At 60.6% G+C, this 20,505-nt stretch carries 9 protein-coding genes and 2 pseudogenes; 8 read left to right on the plus strand and 3 right to left on the minus strand.

Annotation, left to right across the window (positions count from 1 at the left end; translation table 11 throughout):
• Positions 1-57 precede the first annotated feature (57 nt).
• Positions 58-372: a hypothetical protein gene (locus R8871_RS38405; protein WP_246287496.1), complete on the minus strand. Its 315-nt coding sequence runs from the start codon at positions 370-372 to the stop codon at positions 58-60.
• Between R8871_RS38405 and R8871_RS07260 the strand changes: the two genes are divergently transcribed.
• From R8871_RS07260 to R8871_RS07280, 5 genes are all read left to right on the plus strand, one after another.
• Positions 320-2,440 carry a two-partner secretion domain-containing protein gene (locus R8871_RS07260; RefSeq protein WP_246287489.1) on the plus strand — a complete coding sequence of 707 codons (2,121 nt, stop codon included), beginning with the start codon at positions 320-322 and terminating at the stop codon, positions 2,438-2,440. The genes R8871_RS38405 and R8871_RS07260 overlap by 53 nt on opposite strands.
• A gap of 32 nt (positions 2,441-2,472) precedes the next feature.
• Positions 2,473-4,302 (plus strand): ShlB/FhaC/HecB family hemolysin secretion/activation protein, encoded by a 1,830-nt coding sequence (locus R8871_RS07265; protein WP_246287434.1) that lies wholly within the window; start codon positions 2,473-2,475, stop codon positions 4,300-4,302.
• 10 nt (positions 4,303-4,312) lie between these two features.
• Entirely contained in the window at positions 4,313-5,221 is a 909-nt protein-coding gene (locus R8871_RS07270; protein WP_175049699.1) for a peptidylprolyl isomerase, read from the plus strand.
• Between the two features lie 129 nt (positions 5,222-5,350).
• Positions 5,351-17,263: a two-partner secretion domain-containing protein gene (locus R8871_RS07275; RefSeq protein ID WP_246287435.1), complete on the plus strand. Its 11,913-nt coding sequence runs from the start codon at positions 5,351-5,353 to the stop codon at positions 17,261-17,263.
• On the plus strand, positions 17,260-17,826 hold the full coding sequence (locus tag R8871_RS07280; RefSeq protein WP_175049700.1) for a hypothetical protein: 567 nt from the start codon (positions 17,260-17,262) through the stop codon (positions 17,824-17,826). The genes R8871_RS07275 and R8871_RS07280 overlap by 4 nt, the downstream gene beginning before the upstream one ends.
• Positions 17,827-17,874: 48 nt before the next feature.
• Here R8871_RS07280 and R8871_RS07285 read toward each other — a convergent pair.
• A pseudogene (locus R8871_RS07285) lies at positions 17,875-18,069 on the minus strand (IS110 family transposase); the annotation flags it as partial.
• On the opposite strand from R8871_RS07285, the pseudogene R8871_RS38850 reads away from it, so the two are divergent.
• The 3 genes and pseudogenes from R8871_RS38850 to R8871_RS07295 form a co-directional block, all read left to right on the plus strand.
• Positions 18,070-18,462 (plus strand): annotated as a pseudogene (locus R8871_RS38850) (DUF637 domain-containing protein); the annotation flags it as partial.
• Positions 18,460-18,834 (plus strand): putative toxin, encoded by a 375-nt coding sequence (locus tag R8871_RS38410; RefSeq protein ID WP_407673125.1) that lies wholly within the window; start codon positions 18,460-18,462, stop codon positions 18,832-18,834. The pseudogene R8871_RS38850 and the gene R8871_RS38410, both read left to right, overlap by 3 nt.
• A 10-nt stretch (positions 18,835-18,844) precedes the next feature.
• Positions 18,845-19,663, plus strand: coding sequence for a hypothetical protein (locus R8871_RS07295; RefSeq protein WP_175049701.1), 819 nt, complete (start codon positions 18,845-18,847; stop codon positions 19,661-19,663).
• A gap of 281 nt (positions 19,664-19,944) precedes the next feature.
• On the opposite strand, the gene R8871_RS07300 is transcribed toward R8871_RS07295, so the two are convergent.
• Entirely contained in the window at positions 19,945-20,490 is a 546-nt protein-coding gene (locus R8871_RS07300) for an RNA 2'-phosphotransferase (RefSeq protein WP_175049702.1), read from the minus strand.
• Between the last annotated feature and the right edge of the window lie 15 nt (positions 20,491-20,505).

Raw genomic sequence — 20,505 nt, forward strand, 5'->3', positions numbered from 1 at the left:
CGTGAATCCGAATATGCAATCGGAATAATCAGGCATTTGAAATGAACAATATGGAATTCAAATAATTTCAAATGCCTTTCTGCAATAATAAAAATGTAATGTTTCGGCGATAAAAAACTCCTGAAAAACCCTAAAGAACTCTCGATACTCGCCGTTATTGATCATACGAAAGACGCGGTTCCCTAAAGCCGCGCGAGAAAGACCAAACTGATCGAGAGAGCCCGCAACGAAAAGTTGCGTGAAAACAAGAATGTTTCGGAGCGCACGGGGTAGGAGTGCGGGCCGTGGGAAGCCGCGTCCGCATCGCCAACGAGTCAAGCTGATCGTTGTATTGCTGGCTGCCGCGCCTTTAGGCGCGAGTGCGGCGGGCATTGCTATTGACGGCGGAACTGCAACAACAGTTTCAACCGCAGCGAATGGCCATCAGACAGTCAATATCGCGCCGACAGTAGCCGGGGTTTCAAATAACACCTATAGCAGTTTCAACGTAGACGCAACCGGCGCTTCACTTAATAACGTCGGTATCAATGCTCGAACGATTGTCAATCAGGTAACGAGTACCAATCCCAGCGTTATTAGCGGTCGAATCGATGTGCTCGGCTCGCGTGCGAACGTGGTATTGGCCAATCCGAACGGCATTACGGTTAATGGCGGTTCATTCGTCAATACCGGCCGTGTCGCACTGACCACTGGGCACGTCAGTTTCAAGGACACCATTCCTGTCGCGGGAATTCCGGAACGCGACATCGTGCTCGACACCAGCACCGGGACGATCGTCGTCGGGCCGCAAGGATTGGCGAGCGCGTTGATCGGGCTCGATCTGATCGCGAAGAATGTGCAGATCAACGGGCCGCTCACCAACGGCTTCACGTCGCCGACCGCCTACGTGCGCGCGGTGGCCGGCAACAGCAATGTCACGCTGAACACGGCGGTTTCGCCGAACGACAACAGCAACGACTGGCTCACGCTGAGTCCCTCCACCAGCGCAGCCACGGCTAGCTCATTCGCCATCGACATCACCGCTGCCGGCAGTCTGACGAGCGGCCGTGTGCAACTGATCGTCACCGATAAAGGCCCGGGCGTGCGCAGCGCCGGGCCGATGAACGCATCGCTCGGCGATTTCACGCTGTCGTCGAACGGGTCGGTGCAGTTCTCCAATACCACGCTGACGGCGCAGAACAATCTCGATCTGCAAGTGCAGGACAGCGTGACGTTGTCAGATACAAAGCTGAAGGCGAACAGTGGTTCGGCGACCTTGAGCGCGAGCGGCGCAGTCAGCCTGACGGGAAGCAGCCTGCTCGCCGATGCCGGTATCGACGTGAGCGGTGCGGGCATCGCGCTGGCGCAGGACGCCACGGCGCAATCGGTAATCGCCTCGACCACCAGCGGCGTGGTGCTGACCAGCACCGGCGACATCACGAATGTCGGTTCGCTGATACAGGGCCAGCAGAAGAACACCGCTGATACCGCATCGTTCGGCGCGGTCACGTTGAACGCCACCGGCAACATACTGAATCAGTCGACACCCACCGGCCTGCTTGGCGTCGTGTACGGTGCGGCGGGCGATGTGTCCGTGACGGCTGGCGGCTCCGTGACGAATCAGAACGCACGCATTCTGTCGAACCAGAACCTGACGATCACTGCCGGCGGCGATGTCGACAACATCGTCGATCATTCGAGCGGTGTGAACGGCGGCGCGCCGGTCAGCTATTCGGACCGCAGCTGGCGCCTGATTTTCGTAGAACATCGTGACGACGGCTTCAATGTCGACTACGGCACGCTCGCCGATCCGGACAAACTCTCCTACCTGAGCGCCAACGTTGGCAACGTGACGATTGCCGCGCAGAACGTTCACAACATCGGCGGCACGATTCTCGCGCAAATCGACCCGAAAAATCCGACCGTCGGCGGCACGATTTCGATCACCGCGCGCGACCAGCTGCTGACGCAGGCGATCTTCACCGGCCAGGCGTCGTTTCATCAAACGTGTTTCTTCTTTTGCAGTTCGAGTTCGTCGAGCAACGTGCAGGGCTACGGAGGCGTGATCCAGGCGAACAATAACATCACGCTGAAGGCCGGCACGCAGATCACCAACACGGGCGGTCTCGTATCGGCGGAAGGTACGCTCAAGCTCGACGCGCCCAAGACTCTCGCACAAGCTGTTCTCGGCTACACCGCGATCAACCGTACGCACGACCTCAAAGCGTGGTTCGGCAACGCGTGGTCGGCGATTTTCGCGGCCGACACGGGCGGCCTGTTCCTTGGTGGCAGCGGCCAGGTCGAGCTGACCGGCGAGGCGGATATTGAAGGTGGCGCGTTCAACGCGCCCAGCGGCATCAAAGCCGCGGGCGGCGTGAACACGATTAGCGCGCCGTATCGCGCGCCGGTCACGATCGGCAATCACAACCATCTCGGCCTCGTGTCGTGGTTCGGGCTATGAGCCGGGCTATGCACCAGGCTATGAAGCGCGCCATGACCCGGACCACGAAGCGCCGCGCGCCCCGGCTCGCGCGTTGCACGCTGGCAATCCTCGCCGGCGCGGCAGCGGTGCGCGGATTCGCGCAAACGCCGCCGGGATTGCCGAATGCGGCGGCATTGGGCGGCGTGCCCTTCGGTGCGCCCGTGCGCGCCGAGCAGGACCCGGCGCAACGTCTCCTGCAGGAGCAACGCGATCGCCAGCGGCGCGACGAAATCCAGCAACCGCCTCCACAGATCGAAGTGCCGCAGCCGACGGTGGTCAACCTGCCTGAAGGTGCGGATGTCGAAACGCTGCCTGACGTCGAGCCGCTGTTCAAGATCGACCACATCGATTTCATCGGCGACACCGCGCTCGGCGCGAGCGAACTCGAGAGAATTGCCGCGCCATTCATCGGCAAGCAGCTCGGCCGCAATCGCATCAACCTGCTGCTGCGCCGCGTGACCGAAGCGTTCATCGCACGCGGCTACATCACGACGCGTGCGTATCTCGGCGCGCAGAATCTCGCCTCCGGTACGCTGAAGATCAACATCGTCGACGGCAAGGTGTCGGCCTTTACGCTGAACGGCAAACCGCTGCGTCCGCGCGATCCGAACGAGCCGTGGTACAGGACACACGGCGGCGGCCTGCTGACCGATGCAGGCACCGCATGGGCTTTCGGCGACAGCACGGGTGACGTGCTGCGCTTGCCTGACCTCGAACAAGGCGTCGACCAGATTAACCGGCTGCGTCGCAATCAGGCTGAGATCCAGATCATGCCGGGCGAGACACCGGGCGATTCGGTGGTGGCGATCACGAACCACTACGGCGACCGTGTTTTCTACGACCTCGGGATCGACAACTACGGCAGCTCGCAAACCGGCACGCTGCGCTATCGCGCCGGTGTCGAAGCGGACAACCTGATCGGTTTGCAGGAGTCGCTGTCGTTCAGCTACGTCGGCACGCAGGACAGCAACGCAGTGGTGTTTTCCGCAGCGGCGCCGTACGGCTATCAGACCTTCAGCTACACGACGTCGCTGTCCGAATACCAGCAGACCATCAGCGATGTCGCGCTGCTCCAGGGCCGCACATTCAGCCAGATTCTCGGCTGGAACGACGTGCTGACACGCTCGCGCACCGGACGCACCAGCGTCGATGTCACGCTCACCAAAATGCGCACGGAACGCAGCCTGAACGGCATCGACCTGGCGCCGCAGGACCTCACGGTGTTGCGCGTCGGCCTGAATGGTTTGCGCCGCTTCGTCGCGCAAGATCAGGCGGCGGCCGCGACATGGGACGTCGGCGTGTCGCAAGGTTTGCCGTGGCTCTCCGCAAGCCATGACGCCCCCGATATCGACGAAGTCGATGCGCACAGCCAGTTCACCAAACTCGATGCAACCGCCACGCTGCAGATCGCGCTCGGTACGCTGGCCGGCACGCAATGGACCTATCGCGGCACGTTGCGCGGGCAGTACAGCCACGTCGCGATGTTCGGCAACGAGCAGATCTTCCTCGGCGGCATGGATTCCGTGCGCGGCTTTACCGAAGGCGGTATCGCCGGCGACAGCGGCTTCTATCTGCGCAACGAGGCCGCATGGCAGAACGTCCCGGTCCGGCACGACGCGCATCTCGAACCGTACGTCTTTCTCGACGGCGGCAAATCGCATCTGGTCGCGCAGGGCGGTTGGCCGACGCTCATGGGCACCGGCATCGGCGCGCGCGCGCAATGGCGCTACAAAACACAAACCGTCACTAGCGAGGTGCTGCTTGGTCAGGCCTTGCTCCAACCCGCCGCACTGGGGAAAAAAGCCACCGTGCTGCTTGCCACACTCAACTGGTCACTCTGAAGAGGTTCATATGAAACATCGTCCGATCGCAGTCAGGATTCGCAACGCCACGTTGATCGCCACGCTCGGTCTTGCCGCCGGTCTGCTGCCCGCAGCGCACGCGGCCAACAAGCCCACGGCAAAACCTTCGGCCGACAAGCCAGCGGATGCCGCCAGCGGCGCGTTGCCTGCAAACGGCGTGGCGCGCGTCAACAACGTCGTGATTACGCAGGACCAACTCGACCAGGCCGTGCGTGCGCTGAACGTGCCGGATACGCCTGCGTTGCGTGCGTCGGTGAAGAATCAGCTGATCGCGCGTGAACTGTTCCGCCAGGCTGCCGAGAAGCAGCACTACGAATCGCGCCCGCAAGTCGTGGCCGCGGTGGAGCAAGCCAAGACGGCTGCGATGACCGCTGCGTATCTGCGCGATCAGGTCAAACCCGCGCCCGTCACCGACGCCGATGTGAAGGCGAAATACGACGCCATCGTCGCGACCCTTGGCGAGAACGAATACAAGCCGAGCGCAATCGCCGTGAAAGATGCCGACACCGCGCAAACGGTGCTCACGCAACTGAAGAAGGGCACCGACTTCGCGCAACTCGCGAAGCAGTACAGCCAGGGTCCGGGCGCGGCGCAAGGCGGCGCGATGAACTGGATTTCGTTCAAGACGCCGATCCAGCCGGGTAACACACAGAACTGGCCGCAGCCGCTCGCCGAAGCGCTCGTCAAGTTGCCGCAAGGCGGCGTGTCGAGCACGCCGGTGCAAATCGGCGACGCGTACTGGATTCTGCGTGTCGACGAAAAGCGTCCGACGCAGATTCCCCAGTACGACCAGATCAAGGACGCGCTGCGCAAGCAGCTCGAACAGGTTGCGCTGGAGAAAGCCACGGCACAGGTCGTAGTCGATCTGATGAAGAACGCGCGCATTCAGCAGCAGTAAGAAGCCTCGCTTTCGCAGAGGTGCAGCGGACGGGGTGAAACCGCTGCAACGCCGTTTCGGGTTGGTCGCCCGGAACGGCGAGGAAGAAGTGCCGGAAGTACAAGAAGAACCAAAAAAGACGAGAGCACCATGAACGCGTCCACACGTAACGCTTTACGACAACTCGAGCAAACCCGTCACGCACATGACGAGCGGCACGATCGCGGCATGCAGTCCGCGCGGCTGCGCTGGTCGGTGCCGATGCCTGCGCGTCCGTATCGCGTGTGGCAGCGCGTGGTGTCGGCGCTCGTCGCGTTGACGCTGTTCGCCGGACCGCTCTCGATCACGTTCGAGCAAAGCCGCGACGCTGCAGGGGTGCTGGCTTCCGGCAGTCATCGTCTGGATGACGAAGCATGGCAACGCATCATTGACCTGAGCGCCGTGCGTATCCGCTTTGCGATGCAGATGGCGCAGGCCGCGCCGATTGTCGATCCGACGGCGCCGATCACGTTTCAACCGAAGATCACGCAGACCACCGGCGCGGGTGGCGGCGTGCCTGTCGTGAACATCACCGCGCCGAACGCGGCAGGGATTTCACTCAACAAGTATCAGAGCTTCAACATCGATCCGGTCGGGCTGATTCTGAATAACAGCCTGATGGCCGGCACATCGCTCGCCGGCGGCGATCTGCAGGCAAATCCGAATCTCGTGGGCCGTACGGCGAGCGTGATCGTCAACCAGGTGACGTCGACGGGCGCCGCGTATGCGAGTTTGCTCAACGGGCCGCTCGAAGTGTTCGGTGCGCCTGCCACCGTCATCATCGCGAACCCCAACGGCATCACGACTAACGGCACGGGATTTACGAATACGATCGGCGTTACCTTGTCGACCGGTACGCCCCAATTTTTGAGCGACCTCAAGGGTACGGCTACTAACTTCGATAACGCTCAGGCGATCGGTTATAGCGTGACCGGTGGCCATATTCAGATCGAAGGCAACGCGGGCGTGAATGGCCCCGGCGCGGGTATTGAAGGCACGGTCGGCACGATCGACCTGATCGGCGAAACCATCGGCATCAACGCACCTTTGTATGCCGGCTCGCGGATCAACGCGATTGCCGGACGGCAGTTCGTGCTGCCGTCGGCGGTCAGCAGTAACGGCACGACGTATGCGACGTCCGCGAACGGTTCGGATAACTCCGCCAGCGCGATCAATAGCGCCAACGGCCGCGCCAACAACGGTCTCGCTATTGACGCCACCGCGTTCGGCGCGATGACTGCCGGCCAGATCCAGGTGATCGGCACCGCAGCCGGCATGGGCGTGCGCACCGATGCGCAGATGGCCGCGAACACCGGCGATCTGCTGCTGTCGTCGAACGGCGATCTGACGGTGAATGGCTCTGCCGCGCAACAACAAGCCACGCTCCAGGCAAGCGGCAATCTGTCGATGACCGGCGCGCACGTCGGCATCAGCGGCTACACGATCAATGCGAACGGCGATGTCACATCGACCGGCACGATTCAGACCGGCGGCAAGCTCGCGGTGACCGCGGGCGGCAACGTCAACGTCGCCAATGCGCAATCGAACGGCGACACGGCGGTCACGGGTGGCGCGAGCGTCACGCTCGGCGACGTGCAGACCGGCGGCGCGCTCGCGGTGACGGCGCAAGGCAACGACGGCACGGGCGACATCAACCTGAACGGCACCTCCGTGATGAGCGGCGCCACAAGCTTGCAAGCCGCGCGCGACATCAACGTGAACGTACAGACCAACGGCAGTACGTTGCAGGCGACCGCGCAACGCAACGTCAATGTGAATGGCGCGCTGCAAACCTCGAGCGATCTCGGCCTGACCGCGACGCAAGGCAGCGTGACGAACAATGGAACCGTCAAAAGCGGCAACAATCTCGCGCTGACATCCGGTCAGGACACAAGTGTGGTTGGGCAGGCCACCGCGCAGAATGCCGTCACGGTGACGGCAGGCCAGGACTTCTCGGTGAGCGGATCGCTCGCCAGCGGCACGACGCTCGCCGCCACTGTCGCGCGCGATATCTCGGTCGCGGGTTCGCTGCTCGTCGGTACCGATGCGCAGGTGAGCGCGGGGCGCAACCTCGACGTTCCGGGCGTGGTCATCGTGCAGCAGGATGGCGTGTTCAATGCGCAGAACAATCTCACCGGCAGCGGCTCGGTGGCGTTCGGCCAGAACGGCACGTTGACGACAGGCCAGGACGTCGCTTTCACCGGCAAGCTGCTCGCCAATGGCCTGCAGGTGACGGCGGGCAACAATGCGAGTCTCGCCGATGTGCAGGCGGGCGGCGCGTTCAACGTGGCGGCGAACGGCATCACCAGCAACCCGGCCGGCGGTGGTGACGTGACGTTCAACGGCAACGCGGCTTCGGTCGGTGCTGCGAATGTGCAGGCGGCGCGCGATGTTGTCGTCAATGGCACGCTGGCGGGCGGCTCGCAGGTCACGCTGACGGCGCAGCGCAATGTTGCGGTGGCCGCAGCGGGCACTGTGCAGGCGGTCGGCGATCTGTCGGTCGCGGCGGTGAATGGCAGCGTGAATTCGAGCGGCACGTTGAACGGCGCGGCGAACCTTGTCGTCAATGGCGCGCAGGATGTCGCATTGACGGGCGCGACGAGCGTAACCGGCGATACGACGCTGACGGCGGGGCATGACCTGACCATCGGCGGCACGCTGGCGGGGCAGGGGGCGGCGACGCTCAGCGCGGGCCACGACGTGATCGCCGGCGGCAGCAGCGGCTTCGTCAAGGATGCGAACGTCACCGCCGCGAACGATTTGTCGGTGACCGGTGCGTTGCAAGGCGCCGCCGTCTCGCTGACTGCAGGTCATTCGGTCGCGTTGAACAACGTGCAAGCGAACTCCGCGCTGCAAGTCGCCGCGAACGGCGGCACGCTGGCGGTCAACGGCCTGGTTGCATCGCTGTCAACGGCGTCGCTGACTTCCAGCGGCGATACGTCGATCAATGGCGCGTTGCAGAGTGCAAACGCATTAAACGTGACGAGCGGCGGCAACACATCGATCGCGGGCAGCGTCGCGTCGAATGGCAACGTCACGCTGACGAATGCGGCGGGCTCGCTGACGAGTACCGGCAACATTCAGTCCGGCGACAACCTGCTGATCAATGCGGCGCAATCGGTCGACCTCGGCACGCAGGGTACGTCCGCGCTGGGCGATCTGACTGTCAACGCCGGCCAGAATCTGACGATGAACGGCTCGGTGGTTGCGCAAGGCAACGGCATGTTGACTGCCGGCGGTGCGATTGCTGGCGCGGCGACCAGCGCGTTTGGCCTCGCGGCGAACGTGAGCTCCGGCGGCGACACGAATCTGACCGGTTCGCTGCGCGGCGGCACAGTGCAGACGAATGTGGGTGGCTCAGCGACGCTGCATGACGTGCAGGCGGCGTCGAGCCTCGCGCTTGCGGCGACTCAGGATCTGAACATCACTGGTGCGGTGACGGGCGGTGCCGCGGTTACGCTGAACGCCGGTCAGAACATCGGCATCAGCGGATCGATTCAATCGGCTAATGACACCACGCTGACCGCGCAGAACGGCAATGTCGGTTCGACGGGCACGATCGCGAGCAATGGCGCGTTCAACGTGCAGGCTGGCACCGACATCAACCTCGGCGGCACGACCACCGCTGCACTCGATACGACGCTCAACGCAGCGCGCGACGTCAACGTGGCCGGCATGCTTGCCGGTCAGGGGCAAGGCATCGTTACTTCGGGTCGTGACATAGGCGGCGCGGGCACGATGACCTTTACGCAGGCGGCCACGCTGAATGCGGGCCGCGACGTGGCGCAAGGCGGGCTGATCCAGGGTCAGGCGGTTCAGGTGACCGCGGCGGGCAATATCAGCGTGAACAACGTTGAATCGGCCAGCACCGTCACGCTGAACGCGAACGGCACGAACACGGCTAATGGCCCGGGCAATCTCACGGTCAACGGTTCCGTTGCCGCGGCGGGCGCTGTGACGGCGACGGCGCAGAACGATGTGACTGTGGCTGCGACGGGCAAGATTGCCAGTGGTACGACAGTTGGCATTAACGCGCAACACGACATCAACGTCGCAGGCGCGGTCGAGTCGGTCGGCGATGCGGTGCTCAATGCGCAACAAGGCAGTTTGAACGCGACGGGCGGCATCAACAGCGGCGGCAAACTGAACATCACGACGGGTCTCGATCTGTCGCTCGGCGCGAGCACGAGTGCGGTTGGCGACGCAACGTTGAATGCGGGCCGCGATGCGCTGTTGAACGGCTTGCTGATCGGCCAGGCGAACGGCTTTGTGACAGCGGGTCGCGATATCGGCGGTGCCGGCACGCAGGCGTTTACACAGGCAGCGAACTACACGGCGCAACGCGATATCGGGCTGACCGGTAGCGTCCAGGCGAACGTTATCAATGCGCTGGGTGGCGACAGCGCCACGCTGCACGACGTCAATTCGGCGACGACCTTGACGCTCACCGCAAACGGCAACGCAGGCGGTGGCGATGCGGCGATCACAGGCACGGCAACGGCGCCTGGTCTTGTCACGTTAAGCGGTGCGCGCGACGTGCTGGTCAGCGGCTCGTTGACCACCGGCGATTCGTTGACGCTTGCTGCACAACGCAACGTGTCGGTGAGCGGCACGGTGCAGACTACGGCCGGAGATCTCACGGCTACGGCGGCGACCGGCAGCATTGCGCTGACCGGAACCACGACCACGTCTGGCGCTTTGAACCTCACGTCCGCGCTCGATACGCAACTCGGTGGCACGATCAACGCGGCCAAGGCTGTGACCGTGCAGGCGGGCCGAGACATCATGCTGACCGGTGCGCTTGCAGGTCAACTCGGCGGCACGTTGACGGCATCGCACGATATCAACGGTGCGGGCACGGCGGCGTTTGCTCAGGCGGCGACGCTGAATGCTTCGCACGACCTCGCATTGACCGGCGCACTGCAAGGCGCGAGCGTCACGGTGACGGGTGGCAACAACGCGGGCCTGGGCAGCGTGGAGGCGGTGACCGGCAACCTTGCCGTGACCGCGAACGGAAACGCGGGCGGCGGCGATGTGACACTCGGCGGCACGGCTACGGCACTCGGTACGCTGGTGCTGCAGGCGGCACGCGATGTCGGCGTGGGCGGTGCGATCAACACAGGCGGCACGACGACGATCGATGCCGCGCGCAATATCACGCTCGCCGACGTTAACTCGGCAGGCGATCTGACGCTCACTGCGATCAGCGGCAACGCGAGTGCGGCGAATGTCACGACGCAGGGCAATCTGAATGCGAACGCGGGCCAGGCGTTGACGTTCTCCGGCGCGACGACGGTGGGCGGCAATGCGCAACTCACGTCGGGCGGCGACATGACGCTGACAGGCGGCATCGGTGCGCAGAACGTCGGCACGTTGACGGCGGGCGGTTCGATTAGTGCGGGCTCCGTGGCTTTTGGCCAGCAAGCTACGTTGAACGCGGGCGGCAGCATCGGCGTGACCGGCGGTGTCTTAACGAACGGCACATTGAATGCGACTGCCGGCAATGACCTCTCGATGGGTTCCGCGCAAGCTGGCGGTGCGATTGCGTTGCAGGCGCAAGGACACAACGGTGCGGGCGACGTGAATGTGGGCGGCATGCTCGCGTCCGGCTCGGCTGTTAGCGTGACGGCCGCGCGCGATGCGACGATTGTCGGCAACGCTTCGGCGACCGACAAGCTCACCGTGACGGCGGGCCGTGACCTGACAGCAAGCGGTACTGTCGGTGCGAATTCCGATGTGACGCTGACTGCGACGGGCGGGAATCTGAGCGTCGGCGGCGCGGTGACTAGTCAGGGAAACCTGAAGGCCACTTCGGGCGGCACGCTAGCGCTGAATGGTGAACTCGTCAACGGCGATACGACGCTCACCTCGGGCGGAACCACGACGTTGACCGGCTCGTTCCTCGGCCTCGGTCTCGCGACGATCAACGCGGGCGGTTCGGTGAACGGCGGCGGCGAGCTGACGTTCGGCAAGGACATCACGATTGGCGCGGGCGCAGGCATCACGCTCGGCGGGATTCAGGGTGCGGGACTGTTTACGGCGACCTCGGTCGGCGACATGTCGCTCGGGGCGACCACGGCGGTGGGTAATGTCACGGCTAAGTCTACGAATGGCAGTGTGACCTTTGGCGGTGACTTGCAGTCCGGCGGCAACGTGGCGATTCAGGCCGCGCAGGATATGAAGGTGACGGGCGCGGTGTCGTCGATGGGTACGGTGAATGTCACGGGGACGGCGGGCAACGTGACAGTGGCGGGCGTGTCGTCGAACGGCGATACGACGATGAGCGCCGGACAGACGCTCACGTTGAGCGGCACGAGCACGGTGGCGGGGCAGTTTACGTTGAGCGGCGGCAATGTCACGTTGAGTGGCTCGCAAGGTGGGTCGAAGAACGTCTCGGTGACCGCGCAAGGGACGCTCGACGCGAGTAAGGCGTCGATGGTGTCGACGGGGAACATGCAGTTCAGCGGCGCGAATGTGACGCTGGGGACGGCGATTGTTGGCGGGGCGTTGACGGCGACGGCTTCGAATCAGCTGTCGTTGGTGGGGTCGGCGGTGGATGTGGTTGGGGCTGCGACGCTGACTTCGGGGAATGGGTTTTATAACGCTAGCCAGGTGCTTTCGGGTGGGGCGTTGTATGTGTCCGCGCCGAATCTGACCAATGCGGCGAACGCGTCCTTGGCGTCAACTACTACAACGACGATCAACGCGAGCAGCTTTACCAACGCAGGGTTGGTGAATGGCGCGACGACCAATGTCACGGTTGCGGGCGGGTTGAACAATACGGGCGGTTCGTTGATGGCGGTGAACAGCCTGTCGATCAACACAGGCTCGCTGAACAACCAGAACGGGATCATCTTTGCGGGTAATCCGAACACGCCGAACGGGCCGACGACTGGTGACGTCTCGCTGACGATCAACGGTGGCGACGGTTCGTTCAATAACGCCAATGGGCAGTTGCTCGCGCAACGCAATATGGGCATCACTGCCACGAACATGGCGTTCGATCCGTCGCAGGGGACGATTAGCCAGGGCGGTCAGCTTTCGATAACCGCAGCCTTGATCAATAACACCGGGACGTGGAATTACGGTGGTCAGGGCGTGACGTTGACGGGTCTGAACGGGATCAATAACTACGGGACGATGACCGGATCGGCGGCGCTGACGCTTTCAACCAATGGCACCTTCACGAATTTCGGGCAGGTCACGGGTAGCAATGTGACCTTCAACGGGACCTTGAACAACGTCGCCGGCGCGGTGATGCATGCGGACGGGACGCTGGCGTTGAACGGCAACACGACGAATCGCGGGACGGTTGAAGCCGGCAGCGTGCTGTCGGTGACGGGTGGGAATTACGACAATCAGGGTGCGACGACGCAGTCGAAGGGGGACGCTAACTTCAATATCGGCGGGACGCTGACTAATACCGGCGGGTCGATATTTGCGGGGAATAACGTCAACATTAACGCTGGGGCGGTGGTGAATGATCAGACGGCGCCGAGCGGATCCAGCACGTCGACGACTACGGTCGTTACAAACCCGTCTCTTCTTTGGTCGGCTGTCGCGGGAACACAGACCAACTGGTACGACCAAAGTTACGGTGGAGAAAATGGCTTTCTTGAAGTCGCGTCCAGTACAACGAGTGCCACGCTCGGTGACCTTCTCTCGCCAACGGGGACGCAGGCCACGGGTGCGAACGCATCTGCTTACAACGCATCCCAACCGGTGACTGGATCGGGCACGGTTACTTTCTATGAGCACAGAGTCCAGGTTGGCGAAAGCGGCAATAACAATACGCCTGTCTATCAGAATTTCTGGTTCATCGGAACGGGTCCCGACCCAACGGCACTGGCGTCGGTCACGCTGAATCTGCCGACGATCTATCAGACGACACTCACGCAGCAAGCCGGCACGTCAGGCGTTATTTCGGCCGGCAATTCGATTTCGCTTACGGCCAACTCCCTGTCCAATCGGGGTGGTCAGATTGCTGCTCAGGGCAATGTGACGCTGAACGTGCAGTCGCTCAGCAATGGATCCGTTGCGCCTGCTTCGTTGAATCAGTCGACCCAGACGATAGATCAGGGTCAGTACTCCGCGTTCTTCGCGCAACTCAAATCGCTCGGGACGATTGGCGTGCAGGGCACGGGTAACTCGACCGGCACTAGTTGCGACAGTCAGAACTACTGCGCCATTGTCGATTTTCTTTCGCCGAATGTGTTCAATATTGCGGCGGGCGCAGCGCCGACCGCAAGTGGATACACGACATCCGCATTCCCAACCGGGATGATCGCCGCAGGCAGCAACCTGAGCGTCTATGGCGGCAATCTGGTCAATGAGGGGCTGTTGTACGCCGGTAATAACGTGCAGGTGGGCGCTGCAAGTCTGACGAACCAGGGCGGCAACCAGCAGAATTACTCGACCCAGACGGGTTGCGCGGCAGGGGTGCCGAATTCGGCGTGCGGTACTGCTGGCTACACGCGTGGTTCCAATCCGACCACGACGACATTTGGCTACAACCAGAACGATGCAACGATATACGCGGGCAACGACCTCGTTATCGCCGCAGGCCAGATCAACAACACGTTCGGCAATCTGCTTGCTGGTCACGACATCGTGATCGGCGGAGTCGGTACGACAGCGAATTCCACGACACCTGCTGGCAGCCTGAACAACACGTCGGGCAACATCGTCGCGGGCAATAACATCACGTTGAACGTCTCTGGCGCAATCACGAACAACTTGCCGCCGCCTGTGCCTGTGCATGAAAACTATGGCTCGAAGGAACAGTATTCGGGCTGTATGACCGCGGGTGGCTACAAGGAAAGCTACTGCGAAGGCTACGTCGATCAGCAATCGGGCAGTTCGTCGGTCATTAGCGCCGGTAACAACCTGCAGATCAACGCGGGTAGCCTCACCAACATCGGCAGCCTGATTGCAGCGGGCAATTCGGCGACGATTTCGGTTGCAGGTCCGGTGGTCAATGAAGCGCAAACACTGAACGCCTACTGGCACTCGCATTGGGTGCAAGAGACGGGCATGTTTAGCAGCGACAAGCGCCACGATGTGTGGGCATGCGGATCGCCGGCGGAATGTACGGCACTCTACGGCAGCGCTTATACGAACACGGGCGGCACGATCGATCCGCCGCAACCCGTGGGCAATATTGCTGCCACGATTCAGGCGCCGAATCTGTCGATCACGTCGGGCGGTCAGATTCAGAACGTGGGTAACGTGATCGGTACGTCGGTGACGTTGACTGGTCAGAAGCTCATCAACGGCATCACGACCGCGAATACGTATACGCCGCGCGTGAATGCGCCGTCGCAGGTCATTTCGCTAAGTCCGGTGGATTTGCCGGGGTTGAATCTGTCGATGCCGCGAGCGGTTGGCGGGACGATTCCGACTCCGGTCGCGGGTAAAGCTTCGTATGTCGACAACTCGCTAGGTGGGTCGGCAATTGGCAATCTGGGCCCGCAGGATTTGCTGACTGCACTGCCACCTAGCCTTCAGCCGAGTTCCACGCTGTTCTATTACAACCCGCAGGAAGAGGATCTGATGCTGCAGCAGGCAGCATTGCAGCAAACAGGCAAGGCGAGTTTCATTGATGGGCTGACGTACGACAGCAAGACCGGCACATCCGTGACGGAGCAGGAGAAGGGCTATCTGTATCAGAACGCGCTTGACTATGCGACGACGAACAATCTGCAGCTTGGCGATGCGCTGACGCAAACGCAGATCAACGCACTCGACAAGCCGATGCTTTGGTATGTCGAGCAGACTGTGCCGGATCCATCGTGTACGGCGACTGGCACGGCTACGTGCCCGACTATTACTGCATTGATGCCGCAGGTTTACCTGCCGAGTAATACGAGCGCAATGACGGCGGGTGGCAACATCTCAGGTCAGAACGTCACGCTCAATTTCGACAAGGGTAGCGGCGGCAGCATTCTGAATACCGGAAGCATTACTGCTTCCGACACGCTGACGGTCAATACCGACACGTTGACCAATCAGGCTAATCAGGTCGACGTCGGCCAGATATGGGCCAAGGTCAAGGGCGGTTACGTCGATACCACGGGTACGACGGTTCAGCCGGGCGGCTTCATGAGCGCGGCGAACATGGATCTCAACGTGCAGACGTTGGATCAGATCGGCGGTGCACTGCAGAAGCTCAACGCGGACGGCACGGTCGATCAGGCTGGTACGCAGCAGGTGCTGGCTGCGCTTCAGCAGCAGCTTGGTACGAACTTCACACAGACAGCGGTTAGCGACAATCTGCATACAGATTTCGTGAAGGACGGCGGCGGGCTGCCGACGTTCGTGGTGGCAGCCATTGCGATTGCGGCGTCGATTGTGACGGCGGGGGCGGCTGCGGCCGCAATGGGTGTTGCGATGGCGAGCATGACACTTGGCGAATCCATGGTCGTTGGCGCCTTGTCGTCCATGGCGGGGAGTGCGGCAAGCCAGCTGGCCTCCGGGCAGGGTTTGAACTTCGGTTCGCTCCTGGAGGCGGGGGCCGTAGGTGCGCTCACAGCAGGAATTACCAACGGAATTACCTACGACAGCACGACAGGTAGTTTTGGATTAAACGACCTGAGTCAGGGCCTCAATACGCTTCCGAAGGGTGTCAGCACACTGGGACAACTGGCGGGGATCAGCAACATTGGCAACTCGCTGGGGCAGGTGGCGCAGGCTGGGTCGGTGGCCGCGACCAACCTGCCTGGCCAGTTGGCTGCATTGGGCGCGACGGCAACCATCAATGCGAGTGTCGAGACGGCGATCGAGGGAGGGAGTTTCCTCAACAACCTGCGTAGCAGCGCAGTCAGCGATCTGGCTGCCGCTGGGGCGTATGCGATTGGCGAGCTGAACGGGGCAAATTTCTTCGGGACGGGGGCCGCAGGCGAGCTGGGCTATGTGGCGGCACACGCGGCTCTTGGATGCGTGAGTTCGGCGGCGCTTGGGACGGGATGCGGTGGTGGAGCCATTGGCGGGGCGGCCAGTGCGGCGTTCTCTCCAGACTTCATCAAGGCGATTGATCCAACTGGCGTGGCTCTTGATTCGGGACAACAGGCCGCACTTGCAGGCTTTTCGACGTTGCTGGGTGGTGGCTTGGGGTCGCTGGCAGGCGTGAACGCCGGCGGTGCGGCGACAGCGGCGCAGAATGAGGCGCTGAACAATGATGACGGAAGTCCCGAGCATACGGCCAAGGCTGCTCAGGATGGTGGCTTGGGGACACGTCTAGGGGATGCCGCGAATGCTCTCATCGACAGGGTGATATGGACCTATAGCAATCCTAGTAGTACGTTGCAGAACTGGGGCAATCAGATCGTCGGCCACATGAAACAGGACTACGGCGGCCAGACACCTCAGACCGATGCGAACAACCAGATTCCCGGGACCGACGGAGGCAACACGCCACATACGGGGGCCGCGCCTGTGACGTCCTTCACGATGGCGCTGTGTATGGCGCTCACGGAGGGGCTTGGCTGCGGTGCAACGCTCGCACCCATACCGGGTACGCCCGGCGGTAATATACCGAGCAATGCGAGCCTGTCGAGCAGTAACAGCAATAGCGGCTCAGGTAACGGCACGAGCGGACAGGGTGCCACCGGCGATTCAAGCGGGTCTTCATTTACCGACAAATATCTGTCAGGTTCAGGTGGGCGCTGGGGAGGCTCGGCCACGCGGCAGCTAAACTTCGATGTTGGTCAGACGTTGGATGAGTATGGCTATAGAGTTTCCGAAGGAGGTGGCATTGGGTCAGAAGAGTACATCGCTGGAGCCGGGCCAGGCACGAATGGCGGTACATACGTGGACGTTACGGCCAAACCTGCAAATGGAAATGGACCTTTCGTGCGTGTACAGACTATATCTACTCAGGCGGATGGCGTAACGCCGACTCCCGCGGAGGCCGCGGCTGCGTCCAGAATACAGGCAGCTTACCCTGGAGATAAGCTGATCTTGATTCCAAAGGGCGCGACGCAATCACAGATTAACCAAGCGATTCGGAGTGCATTGGGAAAATGAAGCGTATTTACTTGTTTGCATCGAAAAACGATATCCTTTTGATTACCGACATGGTGGAGAACAAGGGGGCGATCAAGTACATTCTTGCGCAACATGATTTGCACCCGAAATATGGGGCGGTTGCGCCAGTCTACGAAACAGCTCGCTCCATTCCTGATCTTGGTGCCGCAGCAGGAAGCCAAACCGGTTCGTGTGAAAGATATTTAGTCGTGGAGCGCTCGACGGAAGTCCTTCCGGTGACTAGGTTGATCGGTGGGAAATTACCGGGTGGCGGAAAATTGATTACCGCCTATGAGATGGGAAACTGTAGCGAGTGTGTTGAGTTCAATGCAGGGGGGTGGTCGAGCGGTGTGCTGCTTAACGGATTGATTCAAACTTGGTCTGAAGGTCTGGCTGCTCAGCGGTTGATGAGAAGATTTGCTTCCGCTTTGAAACAACAATTCAAAACTAAGATTAATGCTTATTGGATTGGCCCTGAAGCCTACGAATTTCTGAAGAATGGAGGTCGTCTGACGCTCAATGTCGATGCAGCACCGTCGTTTGACGTAAAGATTTCTCAGTGACACGTTGAGCTAACACTGGGGGGCCTCTATGTGTTTTGTCAAGCATTAGGGGCTGATTTCGGGTGGTAGGCCGCGAATGCGGTTGCTGTTCTGCGTGATCTGTGCGGCGAGATCATCGTCGAAACCGCACAACATGGTGAGTTCGGCGAGCGGTTCGTCAGTCAGCCGAAGCGAGCGCAGCGAGTGCGGCATCGAGCGGGCAGCTTCAGCAATGATGGTTGCATCGCGGGCGTTGGTCTCGGCTCGGCGATTGGCAATCAGGGCCCGCAGGATTTGCTGACCGCGCTTCCAGCTAGTCTTCAGCCGAGTTCGATGCGGTTTTATTACAACCCGCAGGAAGAAGACCTGAGGCTGCAGCAGGCTGCATTGTAGCAAACAGGTAAAGCGAGCTTTGTCGACGGGCTGACATACGACAGCAAAACGAATAGGTCGGTGCGGGAGCAGGAGAAGGCCTACCTGTACCAGAACGCGCTCGACTATGCGACGACGAACAATTTGCAGCTTGGCGATGCATTGACGCAGACGCAGATCAACGCGCTCGACAAGCCGATGCTCTGGTACGTCGAACAGACCGTGCCGGATCCGTCGTGTACGGCGACGGGCACGGCTACGTTTCCGACTATTACTGCATTGATGGTGGCGCTGGCCAGTTCCTTTACAGGAGCATTCCAGAGAGGTTTGCACTTCCAAAGTGCTGCCTTGAGCGCTTTGGAAGTTCCTGAGAATAAGACCCGCATTCCGGTAACACTTGAAGATGGAACAGAGACGATTGTTGTGCCCGATGGAATCAAGGGGCAGACATTCATCGAAGTCAAGGACGTGAAAGACATATACAACGCGAAGCAGTTCCGAGGTTACTTCGCATCGGGTAACGCAATTCAATTGATTGTTAGTCCCAACACGCAGACCATCTCCGGGCCGCTTCAGGCGCTTATCAATAGGTCTGGAGGATCGATTCGAGTGTACGATCCCGGAACCGGTAAGTTCACGCCGTGGGGCACGTCATGAGGAACCTCGAATGAAATTTAAAGAGCGGGTCTGCGTCAACGTGTTAAGTCCATTGTCGCTACGTTCGCCAATGGATTTTCTCAGGGCCGTGCGCACCTATGAGGAGGTGTTTCCGAATGTTCTCCCAGAAAAATGGGGATGGTGGGAACCGCTCGATCAAGCGTTCGATGCACAAAATGTCGAGGCTCTCGTTCCTGCCACAGGAACATGTGAAACGGTTTTCTGGCAACGTAAGAAGTATCCGAAAGCCGAGGGGGCATTCTCTGTCCGATGGCGTAGCAAGTCGCCTATGGTCAAAGATACACACTCAAACATTGACTTGACCTTGGAATTGGCGGACGTAGAGCAGGACTTACTTGTTCACGCCTTGGAAACATTGAGCGTACGTACGGAAGCAGACATCGCTATTCTTGATGTTGCGAATGCACGGTACAAGGACTTTGCATTCGACAGTGCGTCTGCCCCATTTGGCGAACACTTTATGCTTGTGACTCACGTACTGCGTCATTGGCTGCCGGACGTGTTTTGGGGAACCGTCTTCGGCCCTCCCTATGTTCAGCTATTTGGCAAGGATCGACTGATGAGTGCACCAGCAGCGGTCGTAAAGGAACTCGGAGAGGAAATGATCTATCTTCAGTTGACCGACAAGCTAGCCGATACAATTTACAATTTTGATGCGGTGCTAGCCAGTCGTTCAGCGGTCAAGGCGCATCTGGCTGTTGATGCCTTTTTTCAATCCGAACGTGCCTACGACCGGGCCGAAAAAGGACCGACGGGCGACCTTTTCGTCACTCCCGAGTTTCAGTTGCGTGTAGACGAGAAAGACTAGAAATAGTCAGCATGCATGCCATCCGATTTGCTTCCCTTGTCGTCGAGAGCGAGTTGACGCGGGGTTGTTAGAAAATCCTCCCCGCGACTTCGCGGCGTGTGTCTTCGTCCATAGGAAGGATCTTGGAAGATTACATTTTTCGCGAGACGGCAGGCCAATGGCGAGCACGGAGCAGATAATGATTGTTCGAAAATCCTTGCTGCCCGCTGCACTCTTCTCTGCAGGATGTGCTGCGCTCTCTGCATGTATCTGGACTTCAGAAACCGACTTCCCCGCGCACACTAAAAAAACCTGGTCGGAACGCTGTCGGTGAGCCAGACACCGTTCTCCGCCAGAAAAAATTTGAAGCCTTCCCGATACATGCGCAGGGCTTGAATCTCAAGGATCACAGGACTGCCGTATCGCTTTCCTACCGCAAGTGCAATCGATTTATCCGGCGAGAGATGCACGTGGTGACGAGCGCCCGCTTTCAACCCCTGCTCACGAATCGATTCAAGAAAACGTGTTGCGGTTCCGTGATAAAGAGTTTCGGGCGGCTCTGTCTCGACATACTCGCGTTGTACGGCAGGCGTCGAATGTCCCTGTACCGCACGAATAAATGCACCATCTTCGGATATGGCAAAACGTTTCTTGTCGTTAGTCGACACGACCGCACGAATGATGGTCCGATCGAGTGTTCGGCCCTGTTTGGCCGCGCCGGCAATGAGGCCCTCGATATCGGCCCAGCCTTCAGTGTCGAGTTGCAGGCCGATGCTCTGCGGTTCATGACGGAGTACGTAGCTTAAAAATTTGCTGATCTCGTTGAGTTGCTTATTGTCTGTGCCCATTCTTGTAGATTCCGT

Origin of the sequence: Paraburkholderia sediminicola (assembly GCF_902859805.1) — a bacterium.
Taxonomy (GTDB): Bacteria; Pseudomonadota; Gammaproteobacteria; order Burkholderiales; family Burkholderiaceae; genus Paraburkholderia; species Paraburkholderia sediminicola.